Origin of the sequence: Pseudomonas crudilactis (genome assembly GCF_013433315.1) — a bacterium.
Taxonomy (GTDB): domain Bacteria; phylum Pseudomonadota; class Gammaproteobacteria; order Pseudomonadales; family Pseudomonadaceae; genus Aquipseudomonas; species Aquipseudomonas crudilactis.
Map to the genome: position 1 here is coordinate 64642 of NZ_WXVV01000030.1, position 20553 is coordinate 85194.

Annotated in this window: 18 protein-coding genes; 14 read left to right on the forward strand and 4 right to left on the reverse strand. The window is 58.2% G+C overall.

What is annotated here, in order from left to right:
- Positions 1-7: 7 nt before the first annotated feature.
- Together tal and GTU76_RS26430 are read right to left on the reverse strand one after the other, a co-directional pair.
- The gene (tal, locus tag GTU76_RS26425; protein ID WP_180699966.1) at positions 8-934 is read right to left on the reverse strand and encodes a transaldolase; all 927 of its coding nucleotides are present in this window, start codon (positions 932-934) and stop codon (positions 8-10) included.
- A 202-nt stretch (positions 935-1136) separates the two neighbouring features.
- Complete coding sequence (locus tag GTU76_RS26430; RefSeq protein WP_180699967.1) at positions 1137-2093, reverse strand: cellulase family glycosylhydrolase; 957 nt, start codon at positions 2091-2093, stop codon at positions 1137-1139.
- Positions 2094-2386: 293 nt separating this feature from the next.
- Between GTU76_RS26430 and GTU76_RS26435 the strand changes: the two genes are divergently transcribed.
- The 8 genes from GTU76_RS26435 to GTU76_RS26470 all read left to right on the forward strand — a co-directional run bounded on the left by GTU76_RS26435 (position 2387) and on the right by GTU76_RS26470 (position 12077).
- On the forward strand, positions 2387-2827 hold the full coding sequence (locus GTU76_RS26435; RefSeq protein ID WP_180699968.1) for a low molecular weight protein-tyrosine-phosphatase: 441 nt from the start codon (positions 2387-2389) through the stop codon (positions 2825-2827).
- Between the two features lie 39 nt (positions 2828-2866).
- The gene (locus GTU76_RS26440; protein WP_180699969.1) at positions 2867-5095 is read left to right on the forward strand and encodes a polysaccharide biosynthesis tyrosine autokinase; all 2229 of its coding nucleotides are present in this window, start codon (positions 2867-2869) and stop codon (positions 5093-5095) included.
- Between the two features lie 40 nt (positions 5096-5135).
- Entirely contained in the window at positions 5136-6218 is a 1083-nt protein-coding gene (locus GTU76_RS26445) for a glycosyltransferase (protein WP_175553687.1), read from the forward strand.
- Positions 6219-6233: 15 nt separating this feature from the next.
- Positions 6234-7346, forward strand: a complete 1113-nt coding sequence (locus GTU76_RS26450; protein WP_016986719.1) for a polysaccharide pyruvyl transferase family protein — start codon at positions 6234-6236, stop codon at positions 7344-7346.
- Positions 7343-8575 (forward strand): MATE family efflux transporter, encoded by a 1233-nt coding sequence (locus GTU76_RS26455; protein ID WP_180699970.1) that lies wholly within the window; start codon positions 7343-7345, stop codon positions 8573-8575. The genes GTU76_RS26450 and GTU76_RS26455 overlap by 4 nt, the downstream gene beginning before the upstream one ends.
- Complete coding sequence (locus GTU76_RS26460) at positions 8566-9669, forward strand: hypothetical protein (protein WP_064117878.1); 1104 nt, start codon at positions 8566-8568, stop codon at positions 9667-9669. Before GTU76_RS26455 ends, GTU76_RS26460 begins: the two co-directional genes overlap by 10 nt.
- A 12-nt stretch (positions 9670-9681) precedes the next feature.
- Positions 9682-10728: an acyltransferase family protein gene (locus GTU76_RS26465; RefSeq protein WP_016986716.1), complete on the forward strand. Its 1047-nt coding sequence runs from the start codon at positions 9682-9684 to the stop codon at positions 10726-10728.
- Between the two features lie 218 nt (positions 10729-10946).
- Positions 10947-12077 carry an SGNH/GDSL hydrolase family protein gene (locus GTU76_RS26470; RefSeq protein WP_180699971.1) on the forward strand — a complete coding sequence of 377 codons (1131 nt, stop codon included), beginning with the start codon at positions 10947-10949 and terminating at the stop codon, positions 12075-12077.
- Positions 12078-12191: 114 nt separating this feature from the next.
- Here the strand turns inward: GTU76_RS26470 and GTU76_RS26475 are convergent, their stop codons facing one another.
- Both GTU76_RS26475 and galU read right to left on the reverse strand, forming a co-directional pair.
- Entirely contained in the window at positions 12192-12605 is a 414-nt protein-coding gene (locus tag GTU76_RS26475; RefSeq protein ID WP_016985644.1) for a phosphohexomutase domain-containing protein, read from the reverse strand.
- Between the two features lie 47 nt (positions 12606-12652).
- A complete protein-coding gene (galU, locus tag GTU76_RS26480) occupies positions 12653-13486 on the reverse strand; it encodes a UTP--glucose-1-phosphate uridylyltransferase GalU (RefSeq protein ID WP_007910549.1) in 834 nt (277 codons plus the stop codon).
- Between the two features lie 390 nt (positions 13487-13876).
- On the opposite strand from galU, the gene galE reads away from it, so the two are divergent.
- The 6 genes from galE (at position 13877) to GTU76_RS26510 (ending at position 20076) form a co-directional block, all read left to right on the forward strand.
- Positions 13877-14893, forward strand: coding sequence for a UDP-glucose 4-epimerase GalE (gene galE / locus GTU76_RS26485; RefSeq protein ID WP_175553691.1), 1017 nt, complete (start codon positions 13877-13879; stop codon positions 14891-14893).
- 230 nt (positions 14894-15123) lie between these two features.
- Positions 15124-15360 carry a hypothetical protein gene (locus GTU76_RS26490; RefSeq protein ID WP_007910552.1) on the forward strand — a complete coding sequence of 79 codons (237 nt, stop codon included), beginning with the start codon at positions 15124-15126 and terminating at the stop codon, positions 15358-15360.
- Positions 15361-15450: 90 nt separating this feature from the next.
- Positions 15451-16566 carry a polysaccharide biosynthesis/export family protein gene (locus tag GTU76_RS26495; protein WP_174244467.1) on the forward strand — a complete coding sequence of 372 codons (1116 nt, stop codon included), beginning with the start codon at positions 15451-15453 and terminating at the stop codon, positions 16564-16566.
- Positions 16567-16577: 11 nt separating this feature from the next.
- A complete protein-coding gene (locus GTU76_RS26500; protein ID WP_180699972.1) occupies positions 16578-17243 on the forward strand; it encodes a YjbF family lipoprotein in 666 nt (221 codons plus the stop codon).
- Positions 17243-18001 carry a capsule biosynthesis GfcC family protein gene (locus GTU76_RS26505; RefSeq protein ID WP_180699973.1) on the forward strand — a complete coding sequence of 253 codons (759 nt, stop codon included), beginning with the start codon at positions 17243-17245 and terminating at the stop codon, positions 17999-18001. The genes GTU76_RS26500 and GTU76_RS26505 overlap by 1 nt, the downstream gene beginning before the upstream one ends.
- Positions 17998-20076, forward strand: a complete 2079-nt coding sequence (locus GTU76_RS26510) for a YjbH domain-containing protein (protein ID WP_180699974.1) — start codon at positions 17998-18000, stop codon at positions 20074-20076. Before GTU76_RS26505 ends, GTU76_RS26510 begins: the two co-directional genes overlap by 4 nt.
- The last annotated feature ends 477 nt before the right edge of the window (positions 20077-20553 follow it).

Consider the following 20553-nt stretch of genomic DNA (forward strand, 5'->3'; position numbering starts at 1 on the left):
ACTCAAATCACAGCTTGGCCTGCAACAGCGCCTCAAGCTTCTCCTGGTCGCGGGCAAACTGACGGATGCCCTCGGCCAGTTTCTCGGTGGCCATTGCGTCTTCGTTGGACAACCAGCGGAATTGCGCTTCGTTGAGGCTCAGACGGGCTTCACCGGCGTTGCCCGGGGCCAGTTTGCGCTCCAGCTTGCCGGTGTCGGCTGCCAGCTTATCGATCAGGTCCGGGCTGATGGTCAGACGGTCACAGCCGGCCAGTTGCTCGATCTGATTGAGGTTACGGAAGCTCGCGCCCATGACCACGGTCTTGTAGTCATTGGACTTGTAGTAGTTGTAGATGCGGGTGACCGACTGCACGCCCGGATCATCGGCGCCGGTGTAGTCGTTGCCGTTGGCCTTCTTGTACCAGTCGTAGATGCGGCCCACGAATGGCGAAATCAGGAACACGCCAGCGTCGGCGCAAGCGGCCGCCTGAGCGAAGGAGAACAGCAGGGTCAGGTTGGTCTGGATGCCTTCCTTCTCCAGCACTTCGGCGGCGCGAATGCCTTCCCAGGTCGAGGCGATCTTGATCAGTACGCGATCACGGCCAATGCCGGCCTTGTCGTACAGCTCGATCAAGCGATGCGCGCGTTTCAGCACGGCGTCCTTGTCGAACGAAAGGCGCGCATCCACTTCAGTGGAGATACGGCCCGGAATGACTTTGAGAATTTCCTGGCCGACCGCGACGCCGAAACGGTCGCTGGCCAGGCCGACATCGCCCTTGCAGTCGCTGACGCAAGCGTTCAGCAATTCGGCATAAGCGGGAATGGCCGCAGCTTTGAGCAGCAGGGAAGGGTTGGTGGTGGCGTCGACCGGTTTGACTCGGGCGATCGCTTCGAAGTCGCCGGTGTCGGCAACAACGGTGGTCATTTGTTTGAGTTGTTCCAGCTTGGAAGTCATGGGCGTGCTCTGTCCTATGGGTCTGATGACATTACCCGAGCGCTGACGGCCACTCAAGGGTAGGTGCGTGTATCGATGGCCCCTGCGGCAACAACCTGAAAACGATTGTTTGAAAGGCGGGGCGCGGTATCGATGAATACGATGCCAAAACAGCCAACAGGTTCAAAGCAACCGACCTGCGTACAGGTCGGTTGTGTATGCGCTACTGGGCATTCAACAGGGTTTCGACCGACATTCGCGCCGGTTTTGGCTGGCCGTCAGAGGTCAGCAGGCCGAAGTTCTTCTCGCGGTCGTTACTGCCCGAATCACTGTTCTTCCATTCGTAAATGGAGGTCAGCGGAATATTGAGCTTTTTAACATCGCCAATAAACGCGTTGATCTTGCTCGCTTGCCCTTCAGGCCCGCCATTGGAGGCGAGCGCCGAGATGCCCCATTCACTGATGACCCCCGGCAGATGGAAGTTCTGCTGAATGAAGTTTTGTGCGTTGCTGATCTGCGTGGCTGTCATGCCGTAGGGGTGATAGGACACGGCGTTAAGGCATTTGGGGTATTCGCTGACAATGCGGTTCAGCGCCACGGTTGAAGCCGAGCCTGCGCTGGGTGGCCGGGCGAAACCGTACCCAACCACCGGCGTCGATTGCGGTTGTCCTTGCAGCGTCTTGCACACCGCACTCATGAACGGCACAAACGTGGTGTCGAACTTGCCTGTCGGCCAATAGGTTTCCAGATCGGGTTCATTCCATAGTTCGATCGCGACCAGTTGTGTGCTGTACGACTGTTGCAATCCGGTCACCGCTTTGGCAAAGCCTTCACCGGCCGTGGCCAGATCGGCGGAAGACCCGGCGGGCAACGGTTTGATGGCGCGAACCGTCAGCAGAACCGGCAGCCCGGCGGATCTGGCCGCCGCAAAAGCATCGCTGACTTGTTGCTGATAAGCCTTGGCCGTCAGGCTGTCGCTCCACACGCCGAAGCGAACAAAACCGAAGCCGGCCGATTTGATCTGCGCGGCGTCCGCAGCCGTGAAGTTCTGAATCTTCACCTGAACACCGATGTTCTTCGCCGGAAGGTTGGGGAACGTTTCGCTGGCGTGCAGCGCGGTCGTTGCACCCAGTGTCATCAGCGCCAGCGCGCCGAGTCGTTTGAGATGTGTTGATTTCATGTCTGCTCTCCCGAAGAGAAGTGACAACTACGAATATTGATCTCGTTACTCGGTTTTCGAACAAGATGATGGCACTTAGTGCGCGAATGTTATTTTTTGTCGGAAATAAAACAGCCGAAAATCACAGTTATTTTTAGTCCGCTAATTGTGGTTGGGGGACTTTTAGACGCTGTGGTACTTAATGCTCCAGTACTAACAGGGCGAATCTATTTCTGAGTGCAGGAAGATCTTGAGGGTTCATTCAATTGCTCTCGGGATGTTGGCCGTTTGACATTACACAGGAAAGTAAAACCTTGTTCAGAAAGATCCTTGTTGTTTGCGTGGGCAACATATGCCGAAGTCCGACGGCAGAACTGATGCTGCGCAACGCGCTAGCGCCTTCAGCGATCACCGTTTCCTCCGCAGGCCTGTCGGCGCGGGTGGGCGAGGGCGTCGAAACTTCCGCACGGCAGGTGCTCGAAGACCATGGGCATAGCGCCGAAGGCTTCACGGCACGGCAATTGACCGCGGACATCGTCAATGACTCAGACCTGATTCTGGTCATGGAAAAACAGCATGTTAATCAAGTATTGAAGATTGCCTCTCATGCGAGGGGCAAAGTATTTCTGCTCGGCAAGTGGCAGAGCGAGCGCGAAATACAAGATCCGTATCGTCAAGGCAAGGCCGCTTTTATTCATGCCCATGCATTGATTGAAGATGCTGTCAGCTCATGGGCACAACGCCTCGCGCGTTGATGAATATTCTTCAGATCAATGAATGGTAAGAACAGACTTATGCAGTTACCGTCCGTCATCGGCACCCGCGACAATGATCAAGACAGTATTGATCTTCTCGGCATATTCGGCAGTTTGATCGACCAGAAATGGTTGATCGGCGCGCTCACCGGCGCCTTCATGGTCACCGGCGTGGCCTACGCAGTGTTGGCCACGCCCGTGTACCTGGCCAATGCGCTGGTGCAGGTCGAGCCGAAGAAGAACGACATGCTCGGCTTCTCCGACCTCAACAGCATGCTCGGTGGGCAATCGCCGTCGGTGACCGAAATCGGCATCATCAAATCCCGCGCGGTGATCGGCAAAACCGTCGACGACCTGCGTCTGGACATCGATGTCACCCCCAACACCTTCCCGATGATTGGCGGCTTTCTCGCCCGGCGTTATCGCGGTGAGACCGAAACCAGCGTTGCTGCGCCGCGTTTCGGCCTGAACAGTTACGCCTGGGGCGGCGAGCGTCTGGAGTTTGCCCGGCTCAATCTGCCGAAAGAACTGCTCGGCAAGAAGCTCACCCTGATCGCCGGTGAGCAGAAGCACTTCCAGTTACTCGATGACAACGACAACCTGCTGGTCGAAGGCATCGCCGGCGAAGCCTTCGCGCAGGACGGCGTAGAAGGGCAGATCACCCAGCTGCTGGCCAACCCTGGCACGCGTTTCGAGGTGGTGCGCAACCCGCGAATCGTGACCATTCAGGGCTATCAGGACGCGCTGGATATCTCCGAGCAGGGCAAGGAATCGGGGATTATCAAACTGGCGCTGGCCAGCAGCGACGCCGCTGAGGCAGTGAAGATCCTCAACAAGATCGCCGCGCTTTACGTCGATCAGAACGTGCGCCGCACCTCGGCGGAAGCGGCGCAAAGTCTGGCTTTCCTGCAAAGCCAGCTGCCGCAGGTCAAGCGTGATCTGGCCAAGGCCAGCGATGCGCTGAACGCCTATCAGACTCACGGCAAAACCGTGAACATCTCGCTGGAAACCCAGTCGGTGCTCGGTCAGTCGGTGGCGCTGGAAACGCGGATTTCCGAGCTGAAAATGCAGCAAGCGGAGATGGACCGCAAGTTCACCAAACAGCACCCGGCCTATCGCGCGTTGATGAGCCAGATCGGCGAATTGACCCAGCAACAGAAGTCGCTGGAAGGCAAAGTCGGCGATCTGCCTGCCACGCAACAAGAGCTGCTCAACCTGACCCGCGATGTCGAAGTGGCCTCGCAGATCTACACGCAGTTGCTGAACAAATCCCAGGAGCTGGACATCGTCCGCGCCGGCGCCGTGGGTAATGTGCGTCTGGTCGATGCGGCGGATGTCGACCTGACCAGCCCGGTCAAACCGAAAAAAGCGCTGATCGTTATCATCGCCACATTCCTCGGTGCCTTCGTTGGTGTAGCGCTGGTGCTGCTGCGCAAATCCTTGAGCCGTGGCCTCGAAGGCCCGGAAGCTATCGAGCAACTCGGCTTGCCGGTGTACGCGTCGATTCCGTACAGCGCCTTGCAGGATGAAGAAGACAACAAAAAAGGCCGCGCCCGCGATGGTGTCGACAAGCCGGCGTACCTGTTGGCCCTGCGTAACCCGACGGATCTGTCGATCGAATCGATCCGCAGCCTGCGCACCTGCCTGCACTTCGCCGGGCTCGATTCGACCAACAACCGCATCATGATTTCCGGGCCGAGCCCGCAGGTCGGCAAGACCTTCGTCTCGTCCAACCTCGCCGCGGTCATGGCGTTGAGCGGTCAGCGCGTGGTGCTGATCGATGCCGACATGCGCAAAGGTCACCTGCACAAAACCCTCAACACGCCGATCACCAACGGTTTGTCCGACCTGCTGGTCAAGCGCTGCAGCATCGATCAGGCGATCAACAAAGTCGAAATCGACAACCTGCACTTCATCAGCCGTGGCCAGGTGCCACCGAATCCGTCCGAGCTGTTGATGCACGCCAACTTCCGCGAGCTGCTGGCGGAACTGAGCGAGCGCTACGACCTGGTGATCATCGATACGCCGCCGCTGCTGGCGGTGACCGATGCGGCGATTGTCGGTCGTGAAGCGGGGATCAGCCTGATCGTTACGCGCTTCGGGGTGAACCCGGCCAAAGAGATTGAACTGACCATTCGCCGCTTCGCGCAGAACGGTATCGAGTTGAAAGGCGCGGTGTTCAACGGCGTCGAGAAGCGCGCCGCCAGCTACTACGGCAATGGCGGCTACGGCTATTACAACTACGAATACGCGTCCGACAAATCCTGACTGTCAGCGACTGTTTTTTCCTCTTTGAAGTGGGTGATTTGTGAAAAAAATACTGCACGTGGCAGAGACGATCAAAGGTGGCGTCGCGACGGTGATCCGGACGATTTCGGCTTCGCCTGAAGGCGATGCGGCGAACTACGAGCTGGTGTATCTGGTTCCGGAGGATCAGGCCAAAGAGTTGCACGGCATCGGCGCGCAGCAGATCCGCACCTTTCCCCGCACCGGGCGCAATGTACCGTCGTTGCTGCGTTTTGCCTGGCGCCTGACTCAGGTAATGCTCAAGGAAAAACCCGATGTGGTGCATTTGCACAGCACCTTTTCCGGGGTGATCGGCCGGTGCGTGTGTGTGCTGTTGCGACCGTGGCGCAAGCCGAAAATCGTCTACTGCCCGCACGCGTTTTCATTCTTGATGGAAAGCTCGCCGACCAAGCAGAAAGTCTATGCGTGGATCGAGCGGGTGCTGCAGAAAGTCACCGACGTGATCATTTGCGTCAGCCAGTACGAACTCGACAAAGCCGCGCGCTTCGGTATCGAGCGCAAGCGCATGACGCTGATCTACAACGGCATTCATCGCAAGGAAGACGCACAGAAAGCGGTTGGCAACGAGCCGATTCAGCTGCTGTTCGTTGGCCGCCTCGACTATCAAAAGGGCTTCGATGTGCTGCTCAAGGCTTACGCCAAGGTGCAGCGCAGCGACATGAAGCTGACCGTGGTCGGCAGTGCCGTCAACGAGGACGCGGTCGAGTGCCCACCGATGGACGGCGTCGAGTACCTGCCTTGGGTCACCCCGAGCGAAGTGCAGGCGCTGTATCAACAATCCGATGCGCTGATCGTGCCGAGCCGCTGGGAAGGTTTCGCCATGGTGCCGCTGGAAGGCATGGCCATGGGCTTGCCGGTAATCGCCAGCAATTGCACGTCACTGCCTGAACTGGTCACCAACGAAGTGTCTGGCTACGTCTTTCCGTCCGGTGATCACCAGGCGCTGGCCGATGTGCTGACGATTATCCAGAAGCCTCGCCTGCTCGATCTCGGCAACCAAGGACGGAGCATCGTCCGCGAGCGTTTCAGCGCCGCGTTGATGATTCGTCAGACCTACGACCTGTATCGCGCTCCCACTTTTTAAGTAGAACTCAAGCATATGAACGTAACGATTCTGCATGGCTACAGTGCGTCCAACTCCGGTGACGGCCTGCTCGTCGATCTGGCCATCGCCCTGGTGCAACGCAACTTTGGCGAAGACACCGCGATCAGTGTGGTAGCGTCCGATCCGGACTCTTTCAGCTATCTGCCGCACCCGCGTTTCGATGCGCCGGTGATGGCGGCCAAGGGTTTGGGTCGGGTCAAGCAAGCGGTGTTCCTTAATCAGTCCTATGCGGGGCTGGCGGATCTGCTGAAGAAAACCGACCTGATTGTCGGCGTCGGTGGCGGCTACATGCGCTCGAAAAGTGCCTTCGAACACATCAAGCTGAAACTTGGCCACGCCAAGCAACTGGAAACCGCGATTCTCAGCAAAGTGCCGTCGGTGTACCTGCCGCAAAGCATTGGCCCGTTCCATGGCGAAAGCAGCAAGATCGTCGAGCACTACGCCAGCGCCGACGCGGTGTTCGTGCGTGACAACCGCTCCTCGGCGATTTTCGATGCCTGCGCCAACGTCTACCGCGCACCGGATCTGGCGGTGCAGTCGCTGGCGAGCAAAATCCTTCAGCAAGCGAAGTTCACCCGCTGCGCGTCGTCGCCAGCCACGGTCTGCGTGGTGCTGCGCAAGCCGCCGGAGTGGAGCAAGGAAAAAAAGGTCGCTTACGTGGCCAACTTGAAGTTGCTGCTGCAGCGCCTGAAGAACAAAAGCAAAGTCGTCTGTGCGGTACAGAGCGCGGTGCGCGGTAACGATGACGGTGCGTTCTATCGCGAACTGGGCATCACCGAAGACTTGTTGTCGTTGAAAGCGACGATTGCCAAATACCAACCGGACCTGGTGATTTCCGTGCGTCTGCACGGCGCCATCGAATCGCTGCTTTCCGGCGTGCCGGCGTACCACATCAGCTACGAGCGCAAAGGCTTCGGCGCCTATCAGGACATGGGCGTGGACGACTGGGTGATCAACGGCGGCGACATCAATGTCGACACCATCATCGACACGGTTTACGCGCCGAATGCGTTGTCGAATTTCGGCAAGCGCCTGACCGACACTTGCCGTGAAATCGAAGCGAAAACCGTGGCCATGGACGACATCATCAAGGGTGTCATTCGATGATATTTCGGCTGCTGCTTCGCGGCGGAGCCTTGGGCGCGAAGTTTTTGCTGGTGTTGGCGATCACCCATTACCTCGGGTATGAGGCGCTGGGTTTTTACGGCGTGGTGGTCGCAGCGTCGCTGATTGCGTCGAAGTTCTACAGCGTCGGTTTCAGTTCCGAGATCAATCGGTTGATCAGCGTCGGCGGCAGTTCGCGCCGCGTGGTCGACAAGGTCCTGTTGCTGTATCTGGCGGTGGGGCTGTTGTTGTCGGTAGCGACAGTGCTGATCTATTCACTGTTCCAGACAGTTGAAGCGGGTGCCGCGCTGATCCTTTGTGTGACGCTGGTGTTGCTTACCGAACACCTGTCGTTCGAGATCAACTCGTTCGTGTTTTCCGCGCAGAAAGCCACGGCGGGCGCGCTGCTATTTTTCATCAAGACCGGCCTCTGGGCCGTGTTGGCCGTGGGCGGGATGATGCTCGGTTGGGTCGCGGGAATCGCCAGTGTGTTGTGGTTGTGGGTCGCCGCCAACGTGCTGGTGATCATCGCCGGTTACCTGATCGTGGTGAACGTGCACAAGGGACGAGTCGCCGGCACGTTGGCCACGGCCACGGTGTGGAAGGCCGGGTTGCCGTTTTACCTCGGCACTGGATTGATCGCATTGAGTCAGTACGCCGAGCGCTTTCTGATCATCGATCTGGAACCTTATGCCAGCCTCGGTAAATACGTGTACGCATGGTCGGCGGCGAACACTTTGCAGGCGTTGTCGTACGCGGTGGTGGCGGTGGTCGGGATTCCGGTGTTGGCCAAGCGGTTTCAGGCCGATCAGCAGGCGTTCACGGTCAAGCAACTGTTCATTAACAAGTGGGTGATGCGCTCGCTGCTGGTGTCGGCGGCGGTGGCGGTGGCGATCTATGTGTTCTTCAACGTGGTGCTCGATTACGTCGCCACCAGCGTGCCGCGTCCGGACAATGCAATCCTCGGCGTGCTGATTTTCTCCTTCGCCTTGCGTGCGATTGGCGACATCGTCTGGGGCGGTCTGATTGCCTCGAAAAACAGTCGGGTGTCACTGGCAAGCGCTGCCATTTGCTTGTTGATTTCGGTGCCGGTCAGCTATCTGTTGATCAAGCACTATTCGATCTACGGCGCGGCGTGGGGCAACGTCTTCGCGATCATCGTGCAGCTCGTGGTGATTGCCGTGCTGACCCGCGCAACCGGTGCGAAAAAGGCTGCGTTGTCATGGGCCTGAAACTGCCGTGCATCGAGTTTCGCGGCAAGCGACTCGATTCGTATGTCTCGTTCCTGATCCTCTTCACCGGGCTGTTTCTCTCGGTGGCGATGCCGCTGCTGATCCCCCGTGATCCGGGCCCCGATGCGATGACCTTGTGGTCCTCCTACGCCCGCGCCGACAACTGCAATTTCTGGAACCCATTCTCGCCCGATCGCTCGTCCTACGAGTGTTCGGCGTTCCTGCTGCGGCCCACCGGGATCAACCTGACCAATGCCTGGGCCTACGGCATGTTCTGTAATTTTTTCCTCACGGCGATCCCGGTGGTGGTGTTTCGGCGCATGCCGTTGGCGATCTTCGGCACCCTGTGTCTGTGGGGGATTGTGCGCTCGTTCTTCCTGGAGAACCTGACCAAGGAAATCATTGTGTCAGTGGCGGTGTTGAGCATTCTGCTCAGCTCGCTGACGCGCAAATATCGCGGCGGCTTCTTTCTCTCGGCGGTGATTTACGGCGTGCTGATCCGGCCGTACTGGATTCTGTTTTCGCTGTCGTGGGTTGGCGTCTGCGTGATGAAAAAGTACGTGTCGCGCACGACGTTTTTCCTGATGTTGTTTTTGTTCTACCTCGCGGTGGCGATGTCGATTCAGCTCGCTCTGGGCTTTCCGGTGTCGTCGATTCGCGCCAGTAACAACGAACTGCGCACGGCGGGCGAGGAGGGCTCGAAATCGTTGATCGTCTCGTGGCTGACGGGCAGCGATTTCGTTTCGCAGGCGCTGGACTCGATGATCATCTTCTTCCGGCTGTCGTTCCCGGTGGAACTGATTCTGCTGTCCGGGCCGGGGCAGGTGATCTTTGTCGCGTTGATGATCATGACCGCGTTGCTGCTGTTCAAAGTCATCACCTCGACCGATTACAAAGGCGCGCCGATCCAGACCAAACCCAAGGAACTGATCGCGATCCCGCTGGCGTTTCTGCTGGTGCAAGGCCTGTTCGAGCCGGACTTCGGCTCCTTCGCCCGGCACTTCTCGATGGTGGTGCCGGTGTTGTTCGTTGGCCTGGGCTTGATGCTGCGGGCGAACAAACCGGTGCAGGTTGAATCAAGAATTCTGAATTGAGGCAGGTGCTTTATGTCGAGCAAGAAAAAGTCCCTGGAGATTGAAACCCTGCGTGGCCTGGCGTGCCTGTTGCTGGTGCTCTATCACGTCATCGGGCCGTTGGGTGGCGGGTTGAAGATCGACATCGGCTCGCCGTTCCGGGTGATCGCCGATTCGATGGTGTACGTGCGCATGCCGTTGTTCACGTTTATTTCCGGGTACATCTATTCGATCTACAAAATCCGTGGCAATGACTTTTCCGCGTTCTTCAGCGGCAAGGTGCGGCGCTTGATCGTGCCGCTGTTTTGCGTCGGCGTGCCGTTCTCGGTGTTGCAGGCTGTCGGGCCGGGGGTGAACAAGGACGTCGGCGTGATCGACGCGTTGTTGTCGTTCTGGGTGCCGATCAACCACTTCTGGTTCTTGCAGGCGGTGTTCATCATTTTCATGTTCGTCGGGCTGCTGGAGTGGCGCGGGATGTTGCGTTCGGCGACGCGGTTGTATGGGTTGTTTGCGTTTGCGGCTGTGTTATTTCTGTTGCCGCCGTTCAAGTTCGATGCGTTCGGGATCAACGGCGCGATTTACCTGCTGCCGTTTTTCGTGGCGGGGATGATTGGCCAGGAGAACGTCGACGCGTTGAAACAGCGCTTCAAGGTGATCGGGCCGTTGGTGTTTGTGTTGATCTCGTTGACGTTGCTGTACGTCGCGGCGATTGATCGTGAGTTGATAGTCGATCGTCGCAGTCTGATCGGTCTGACCGTGGGTTGTGTGTCTTGTATCGCGTTGCTGTCGAGTGACATGCGTTCGAAGGCGCTCACCTGGTTGGGCGGTTATTCCTATGCGATTTTCCTGTTTCATGTGTTGTTCGCGGCGACGTCGCGATTTGTGCTGGGGCGGTTGGGGGTGAAGGATGAGAGCTTGCTGGTGCTCGGTGGGCTGAGCTTTGGCTTGCTGGGGCCGGTGGTGTTGTCGATGGTTTTCAGTCGGTTCAATTTCACTTCGGTGCTGTTCCTCGGCGAGCGCGTGGCGAAGAAGAAACCGGTGGCGCCCATCGTCCCTGTGGTGCAGACGCAAAACAGCTAAAAGCTTCGCGAGCAGGCTCACTCCCACAAATTTTCTTGGTGTACACAGATTTAGCGGATGACCGCGATAAATGTAGGCCTTCGTCTGCTCGCGATAGCGTTGTGTCAGTCAATGCATTTGTATTGGATAGACCGCTATCGCGAGCAGGCGAAGGCCTACAGTTGATCTCTGTACACCCAAGCATTCAGTGGGCCATTCCAGACTGAAGGAAATTTTGCATGTTGGCAGTAGATGACGCGCAACCCGTGGCAGCGTCGGTGGTTCAGGTAGGCGATGCCCGCGAGCGTTTTGCGCAGTGGCGTGAAGGCAATGCGGGCAAGGTGTTGTCGGTCTCGGTGATCGGCGACAGCTACAGCGCCGGGCAGGATTTCTACCTGAACAAACTGGTGCAGCGCGTGGCCGGGGAGGTGGGTTTTGCCGGGCCGGGTTATGTCGGTTTCAACCACGGCGCGGCGCTGGGCGGCACACATTTCAAATACACCCGCAGCAGTGACAAATACTTTGGCGGCGACTGGAAGGTTTCAAACCTGGGGCAAGCCAGCCCGGACAGCCGCACGGTGACAGGCCGGCCCGGTGCATGGTTGCAAGTGGATGCGAGTCCGACGCCGCGCATCGATACCGCTGTCACTCAGGCGAAACTTCTTTATCTGGGTAATGGCGAATCCAGCGAAATCCGCTACCGCTGGACGCCCGCACAAGAATGGCAACCGTTGAAACTTCAAGGTTCTGGCGTTCAGGAAGTACCGCTGACAGGTCTCTCGGCAGCGAAAGACTGGTCCTTCAAACTGGAAGTGGTAAAGGGCGCACCGACGTTATTCGGCGTGTGGATGAGCAACGATCAGAACGGCGTTCGCGTCTCGAAACTGGCGGCCTCCGGCGCGGCCTCTGCGGACTTCTATCACAAGGACCCGCAATGGCAAGTGCAGTGGAAAGCTGCCGTGTCGAAGATCCCGGCTGATGTTTACTTGATCATGCTCGGCGGTAACGATCAGGGTTTTGGCGTGAAGCCCGCACAGTACTTGCAGAATGTTCAGGGTCTGGTGGGCATGCTCCGCGAAATTCAGCCGCAGGCGAGCATTAACTTGATCATGCGCCAGGACACCACACGCTCCAGCGCTTACCCGATGTCGGCGTATGCGCAGGTGCTTGAACCGTGGGCGCGGGAGCAGCATCTGGGGTACGCCAATCTTCAGTGTGCGTTCGGGCCGGACGTTAAACGCTACGCGGCGGCAATGATTGGCCCGGACAAGATTCACCCGGTGCCGACCACGGGCGGGAAGGTGATTGCTGATTACTTCTATGGCTGGATCATGGGCGCCAAGGATCGTTGCGACACCCTCCCGAAATAACCACCAGACCCACTGTAGGAGCTGCCGAAGGCTGCGATCTTTTGATCTTTTTTTAAGATCAAGATCAAAAGATCGCAGCCTTCGGCAGCTCCTACATTGGGGATGTGTCAGGCATTAGACGTCTTGCGTGAAGGCGTCGACCTGCTCGAGCAATTCCGCAATCTTCTGCGGCATCAGCCGCGTATCGCACCGAGTCTCAACGTTGATGATGATCGCCGGGTCGTTGCAGCAAATCCGCACGCGAAAACGCCAGTCGCTGAAGATCACCTTCAGACCATCCTGGTCATCCATTTCCAGCGCCTGCTCGCCATACAGCTTTTTCAAATGTGCGAGCAGCGGATAGGGATCGCGCAGCGGCCGGCGGATATCACCGGACGCCGGAAACACACCAATCCGCTCCACCAGCAGAATCGTGCCCAGCCAGGACTCGTTGGCGCTGGGCAACGGCTGATGGCGTGACAACCAGCTCATCACCCCGAGGTTACCCACCTCGCGTTCAATCTCTACGGAATGTTGTGCAATGTTCATGGTGGCCTGCCTGAAATGAAGAGTGGGCGTGGGGTTTTGGAGCCGTCTCAGCGGCCCTTGAGGTAAACGTTTTCGTAGCAGAAATTGGTTGCCTGCAAGTAACCCTCGGCGTCACCGCAGTCAAAGCGCAGACCTTTGAACTTGTAGGCCAGCACGCAACCGTTCTGCGCCTGTTTCATCAGCGCGTCAGTGATCTGGATCTCGCCGCCCTTGCCCGGTTGGGTGTCGGCGATCAGGTCGAAAATGTCCGGGGTGAGGATGTAGCGGCCAATGATCGCCAGGTTCGACGGCGCATCTTGCGGGGCCGGTTTTTCCACCATGTTGTTGACCCGGTAAATGCCGTCGGACATCAGCTCGCCGGCAATCACCCCGTACTTGTGGGTCTGGTCGGCCGGGACTTCCTGGATGGCGACGATCGAGCAGCGGAATTTCTTGTACAGCTCAATCATCTGGGTGAGCACGCCGTCACCTTCGAGGTTCAGGCACAGGTCATCAGCCAGCACCACGGCGAAGGGTTCGTCGCCGATCAGCGGACGACCGCTGAGAATCGCGTGGCCCAGACCTTTCATTTCCACCTGACGGGTGTAGGAGAAGGTGCAGGTGTCGATCAGCTCGCGGGTGCCGGCGAGGAACTTCTCTTTCTCGGTACCGCGGATCTGGTGTTCGAGTTCGTAACTGATGTCGAAATGGTCTTCCAGTGCACGCTTGCCGCGACCGGTGACGATGGCCATGTGTTGCAGACCGGCGTCCCGCGCTTCTTCGACGGCGTACTCGATCAACGGCTTGTTGACGATCGGCAGCATCTCTTTCGGCATGGCTTTGGTCGCCGGCAGGAAACGCGTGCCATAGCCGGCAGCGGGGAACAAACATTTACGAATCATAAAAGTATCCTGGACAGTCATGGAACACAGGCGACAGATGCGCGCACTAATAAAGGGCGTGCAAGTTCAATGTTGGATTGAAGGCTTACTTTAATACCTGAGTCAGGTTATTAATGGCAAATGCGAGTGACGGTAAAACACGACAATGTTATGAGATGTCGGTAAGTGCGTTATTAGTTATTTTTAGTCGGTATCTGTTGATAGTGATGAGTGCACAGGGAGTGCTAATAAGTACCAAGCAATACAGTGTGACCTGCAAAAATATTTATTGCCAGTCATTGAACTAGTTTTGTTTTCGGTTGTTGTCGCCTGTTTGTGTGGATTGTGACACATCTTCAATAAATCAGGCTTGACACGCTACTTGTCACTCATCCAAAGACGGATAGCACTATGAAGATTCTGGTAACGGGTGGTGCCGGCTATATCGGCTCGCATACCACACTTGCATTGCTTGAAGCAGGTTATGAAGTTGTCGTACTGGATAATCTTTGCAACAGCAGTGAAGCCGCGTTGCACGCCGTTGAGGGCATTTGCGGCAAGAGTGCCTGGATGATCCGCGGCGATGTCTGTGACCGGGCACTGCTCGACCGGATTTTCCGCGAACACAACATCGAAGCGGTGCTGCATTTTGCCGGCCTGAAAGCGGTCGGCGAGAGCGTGCGCAAGCCGCTCGAGTACTACGAGACCAACGTCAGCGGCAGCATCAATCTGTGCCAGGCGATGGCGGCGGCGGGGGTGTTCCGGCTGGTGTTCAGTTCGTCAGCCACGGTGTACGGCGAGCCTGAGCAGATGCCGATCCGCGAGGATTTCCCCACCGGCAACCCGACCAATCCCTACGGCCAGTCCAAGCTCATCGTCGAGAATGTCCTGCGTGATCTGAGCCTGGCCGAGCCGCGCTGGAGCATCGCCTTGCTGCGCTACTTCAACCCGATCGGCGCCCACCATAGCGGCGATATGGGCGAAGACCCCAACGGCATCCCGAATAATCTGGTGCCTTACATCAGCCAGGTCGCGGTCGGCAGCCTGCAAGAGCTGTCGATCTTCGGTAACGATTACCCGACGGTCGACGGCACCGGCGTGCGCGATTACATCCACGTCGTCGATCTGGCGGACGGGCATTTGAAGGCCTTGCAGTCGATCTCCGAGCGCACTGGCATTCATACGTGGAACCTCGGCACCGGCGATGGCTACAGCGTGCTGCAGGTGCTCCACGCCTTCGAGCAGGCCTGTGGGCAACCGGTGCCGTATCGGATGATGCCGCGTCGCTCCGGGGATATCGCCGAGAGTTGGGCCGACGCCTCCAAGGCTGCGAAGGAACTTGGCTGGAAAGCCACGCGCAACTTGCAGGACATGGTCACTGACACTTGGCGCTGGCAATCGAACCATCCCAAAGGCTACTTGCGATGATGGCCATTTAGTCCAATGTTATTTTCAGTCAGCTTGTTAGATAACGTCGGGAAATTACACTGGCAATGCCTTTTGCAAGTCCGTAGATATAAACCTGCCGTTCGACTTTTATCAGTTGGGTAAGACTGTGAAAGAACAACGGATCTTGTTCGCGCTTTTTGCGGACTTGAACTCACCACCGCTAACTCAGGCCAGTTTTATAACAGGTCGAATGTTAGAAAGGAGTTGATATGAAAAAAGTGATGGCAGTTGCCCTGTTGACGATGTTGAGCAACTGGGCTGCCGCCGCTGAAGCACCGCTGACAGCGGTAACCAATGTAGGTGGCAACGTGGCGGCTTCTCAAGCGCCCGCAGCCAGTACTGCAATGGTTGCCAGTGCTGTAGCGGCGTCTAACAGCGGTGGCAGTGCCAACGGCGGTACCACCGGTACGACGGGTACCACCGGTACAACCGGCACGCATAACTAACAGGAAGTTCTGTTAGTGCAGTACAAGGTCGCCCGACGCAAGTCGGGTGACTTTGTTTTTGGATTCGCCCTTGAATAGCGTAGTGCCATTATGACTCGTAGTGTTTATCTTTTAATGTTGGCAAGTCTCGCTTTGCAAGGTTGCATGTTTTCCCCCGGTCAATACCTCAGCACCAGTGACATCACCCGCCAGGGTGCCAGTGAAAGCAGCCGGGTCGAGCTGATCCCGATCACGCCCAAGCTGATTGCCATGAACCGCGCCACGCAAAAGCGTGAGTCGCTGCCGCCGGAACTGTTGGCGACCCCGGCCGAATACCGCATCGGCAACAACGATGTTCTGTACATCACCGTATGGGATCACCCTGAGCTGACGGCCCCGTCCGGCGCGCAACAACAGATCGATGCCAACGGCCGACTGGTGCGTTCCGACGGCACGCTCTACTACCCGTTCATCAAGGAAGTCCAGGCCACCGGCCGGACTATCCAGCAACTGCGCTCGGACATTGAACAACGGCTGTCGGCATTCATCGCCGAGCCGCAGGTCGATGTCGCGGTGTTGCGTTTCGCCAGCCAGAAAGTCGTGGTCACCGGCGCGGTAACCAAGGCTGGACCGCAAGCGATTTCCACCAATCCGCTGAGCGTGGTCGAAGCCCTCGGTTCGGCCGGTATCGATACCAACAATGCGGATCTGTCCGGGCTGTTGCTGACGCGCAAGGGGCGCACTTATCCGCTCAATCTCGACTCGCTCAATCAGCAGGATTCCGAGTTGCAGAACGTCTACCTCAAGGGTGGCGATCAGCTGTATCTGCCGTACAACGACAACAAGCGCATCTACGTGATGGGCGAGGTCAACCAACCGCGTGCACTGAGTTTCAAGACCGCGACGATGAACCTCACCGACGTGCTCGGTTCGGTCGGCGGCCTGGCCCAGACCACCTCCAATGGCAACGCGGTCTATGTCATTCGTGGCGTGGAAAACCTCGATGTCGAACCGGCCAAGATCTACCAGCTGGAAGCCGAATCGCCGACCGCCATGGCGCTCGCTTCGCACTTCGAAGTGCGTCCTCAGGACGTGGTGTATGTCGGGCCTGCCAACGTGACTCGCTGGAACCGTTTGATCAGCCAATTGGTGCCGTCGGCATCGATTGTCGGCACTGGCGCTTCCGCTGCGAAGAACTGGAGCGAATACAGTAACAACAGCAAATAAGGTCGCCGACTTTGAACATTTTGAAAGTTGGCCTGTGCCTGATGGCGGCCTCGTTGCTGTGCGGCTGTAACCCGCTGATGAGCGCTTCGTTGAATAACCTTAAAGCGGCAGTCGTCGGCCCGGATGAAGTCGACGTGTCGGCGGCTGAAGTGGCCGGGGTCAATTATCCGCAACTGAAACTGACCACGCCGTCCGGCTCCGGGGTGCTGGCGCTGGTGCGCGAGCGCGAAGACCTGCAGTTCTGGGTCGCCTCCGGCAAGCAAGTGCTGCTGCTGCGCAATGGCCTCGCCGTGCGCACCATTGGCCTGGGCCTGGAAGGCGATCTCGATGGCACGCGGCTGGCCGATGACGCGCCGTTCAAACAAGGCCTGCATCAGGTTGCGGACGGTTTCACCACGCGGCGCTGGATCGACCTCTACAAGGGGCAGGAAGTCGGGGTGATCGTCAACAGCCGCTTCTCCCGCCGCTCCGAACAGACCCTGAAGATTCTCGACAAGGAATACACCGTGCTGCGTGTCGATGAACACATTGACGTCCCGGCCATCGGCCTGAGCGCGACCAATCGTTACTGGGTCGACCCGCGTGACGGCTTCATCTTGCAGAGCGAGCAGCAACTGACGACGCAGTTGCGCGTCAAGGTTGTGCAGCTCACCCCTGATCGCAGGCACCTGCCGTGATGCGCCTGAAAATGTTGTCGGCGAGCTTATTGCTGGTCGCGAGTCTGAGTCAGGCTGCTGTCACGGTGTCGGGCGATGTCGCCAATCCCGGGCCGGTCAAGTTGCCACCCGGCGGGCGCTTGCTCGATGTGATCAGCGAAGCCGTACCGAATGCCGAAGGCTATTGGCTGGCGGGCGGGTTGTTGCGGCAGTCGCTGATTGAGGAGCAGACGCGGCTCAAGGTCGGTGTGCTGTTTGATCTGGATGTGCTGCAACGCATGTCGATGCTGTTCGATCTGCCGAGTCGGGCGGCACTGGCGCAGCGCATTGCCGAAGAAGTGCGGCGGATGCCGGTGACCGGACGGCAAATTGCCGATCTCGATCCGGTCGCGTTGGAGGTTGGCTTCGCGCGCAACATTCGTCTCGATGACGGTGATCGCCTGGTTTATCCGAAGCGCGTCGACGAGGTGCAAGTGTTGGGCGCGGTCGCCGAGCCGTGCCACTTGCCGTATCAGCCGTTGCAGGAGGCCCGTGAATACCTGCAAGGCTGTTCGATTCTGGCCGATGCCGAAGCCGATTACCTGTGGCTGATCCAGCCCAACGGTGTGTCGCGGCGCGTCGGCATCGCCCACTGGAATCGTGAGTCCGGGCAATTCCCGGTGGCCGGCAGCAAGATTCTGGTGCCGGTGAAAAATGATGATCTTGATCCGCCTCTACCTGAACTGAATCAGCAGTTGGCCGAATTCATTGCCACGCAGCTGGCCGAGGTGGTTCGTTGAAGTTACGTTTTGCAGCTGTGTTGTTATTGCCCTGCGGTCTGGCTCATGCCGAGCCGCGTATTACCCAGAATGACTTCGGTGGCACCGGTCTGTTGCAGACGCCGACCGCGCGCATGGCGCCGGCCGGCGAGTTGAGCGTCAACGCCAACCGCACCGATCCGTACAGCCGCTACAGCGTGTCGTTGCAGCCGCTGGACTGGCTTGAAGGCTCGTTTCGCTACACCGCGATCACCAACCGGCCGTACGGCTCGGAGGCCCTCAGCGGTAGTCAAAGCTATAAGGACAAGGCGGTCGACGTCAAAGTCCGGCTGTGGCAGGAAAGTCACTGGCTGCCCGACGTGGCGCTGGGCTTCCGAGATATCGGTGGTACCGGTTTGTTCTCCAGTGAATTTTTCGTCGCCAACAAGCGTTACGACAACTTCGATTTCAGCGCCGGTATTGCCTGGGGTTACCTCGGTAATCGCGGCGACATGGACAACCCGTTGGGCTACGTCAGCGATCGCTTCGATACCCGGCCGGCCCTGGAAGGCACCGGTGACGTCAACTCGGGTTCGTACTTTCGTGGCCGGCCGTCGTTCTTCGGTGGCGTGAGCTATCAGACGCCGTGGGATCGTCTCAGCCTGAAACTCGAATATGAAGGCAACGATTACAAAAACGAACCGAAGGACAACGAGATCAAGCAGGACTCGCCGATCAACCTCGGCGCGGTATTCAAGGTGACCGATTCGGTCGATGTCAGCGCGGCGTGGGAGCGCGGTAATACGGCGATGTTCGGCGTGACTTTCCACACCAATTTCGTCAGCCGCAAAGCACCGGCGAAGACCTACGATCCGACCCCGGAACCGCTGCCGGCGAAAGCGCCGACCACGGCGATGGATCAGGTCAACTGGGCCAACGTTTCGCAACGCTTGCAGCAGAATGCCGGCTACAAGGTCGAGCGCATCACCCAGCGTGATTCCGAGCTGATCGTCTACGGCGAGCAGCAGCGTTACTTCCATTCCTCCAAGGCTGTCGGGCGGGCGAGCCGGATTCTTGACAACAGCGTTAACGACGACATCGACTGGTTCACCGTGGTCAACAAGCGCTACGACTTGCCGCTGGAAGAAACCAGTTTGCCGCGCCAGACCTTCCGCGAAGTGATCAACAACGAAGAGCCACTGGAGTCGCTGCACCGCACCACCGAGATCAACCCGGCGATGCCGCACAACGAGAAGACCCTCTACACCGAAGCGCCGCAGCATTTCAGCTATGGCGTGGGGTTGGGCTTCAAGCAGAACGTCGGCGGTCCGGATGGTTTGCTCTATCAATTGAGTGCCGATGCCGACGCTGAATACCGCTTCAACCGCAACACTTGGTGGAGCGGGTTGCTCAGCGCCAACCTGGCCAACAACTTCGATAAATTCAGCTACGACGCGCCGAGCGGTTTGCCGCGTGTGCGCACGGATTTGCGTCAGTACCTGACCACGTCCAACACCACCATGCCGTTGTTCCAGGTCAGCCATGCCGAGCAGTTGGATAAAGACTGGTATGGCATGGTGTATGGCGGTTATCTGGAGTCGATGTTTGCCGGTGTCGGCGGTGAAGTGTTGTTCCGCCCGACCGGTGAGCGCTGGTCGGTGGGGGCGGATCTGAACTGGGTGCGTCAGCGTGATTTCGATCAAGGCTTTGCGCTGCGTGATTACTCGGTGGTGACCGGGCATGTCACGGCGTATACCGATCTGCCGTTCGATACGTTGGCGGCGGTGAGCGTCGGGCGTTATCTGGCCGGAGACTGGGGCGGCACGCTGGACATCTCGCGCGAATTCTTCAATGGCGTGCGTTTTGGTGCGTGGGCGACGATCACCACGGCGGGCAGTGCGGAGTATGGCGAAGGTAGTTTCGACAAAGGCATCTACCTGTCGATCCCGTTCGACGAAATGATGAGCATGTCGACCATGCGTCGCGCCAACCTGGTCTGGGCCCCGCTGACCCGTGACGGTGGCGCGCGACTGAGCCGCAGCTACCAATTGCACTCGATGACCGATAGCCGGGAAGGGGACATGTTTTATCGGAATTTCGAGAAGATCACGGAGTAAGCGCGGATCTCCGAACACCCGAAAACCTGTAGGAGTGAGCCTGCTCGCGATAGCGTTCGACCAGTCGACATCCCTGTTGCCTGACCCACCGCCATCGCGAGCAGGCGAAGGCCTACATTGGCTATTTGTCACACCACAAATCCCAAGCCAACCACAAATCCCCTGTGGGCCTTCGCCTGCTCGCGATAGCGTCCGTTCAGTCGACATCCCCATTGCCTGACACACCGCCATCGCGAGCAGGCTCGCTCCCACATTGGCTATTTGTCACACCACAGCTCCCGAGCCAACCACAAATCCCCTGTAGGCCTTCGCCTGCTCGCGATAGCGTCCGTTCAGTCGACATCCCCATTGCCTGACACACCGCCATCGCGAGCAGGCTCGCTTGTATGGTAGGACTTGAAGGGAGGAGGAGGTACAAGGCTCGATTCTGACTGTTAGCGCAGTACAGACCGTGGGAGATTTTCACCCTCCTCCTTT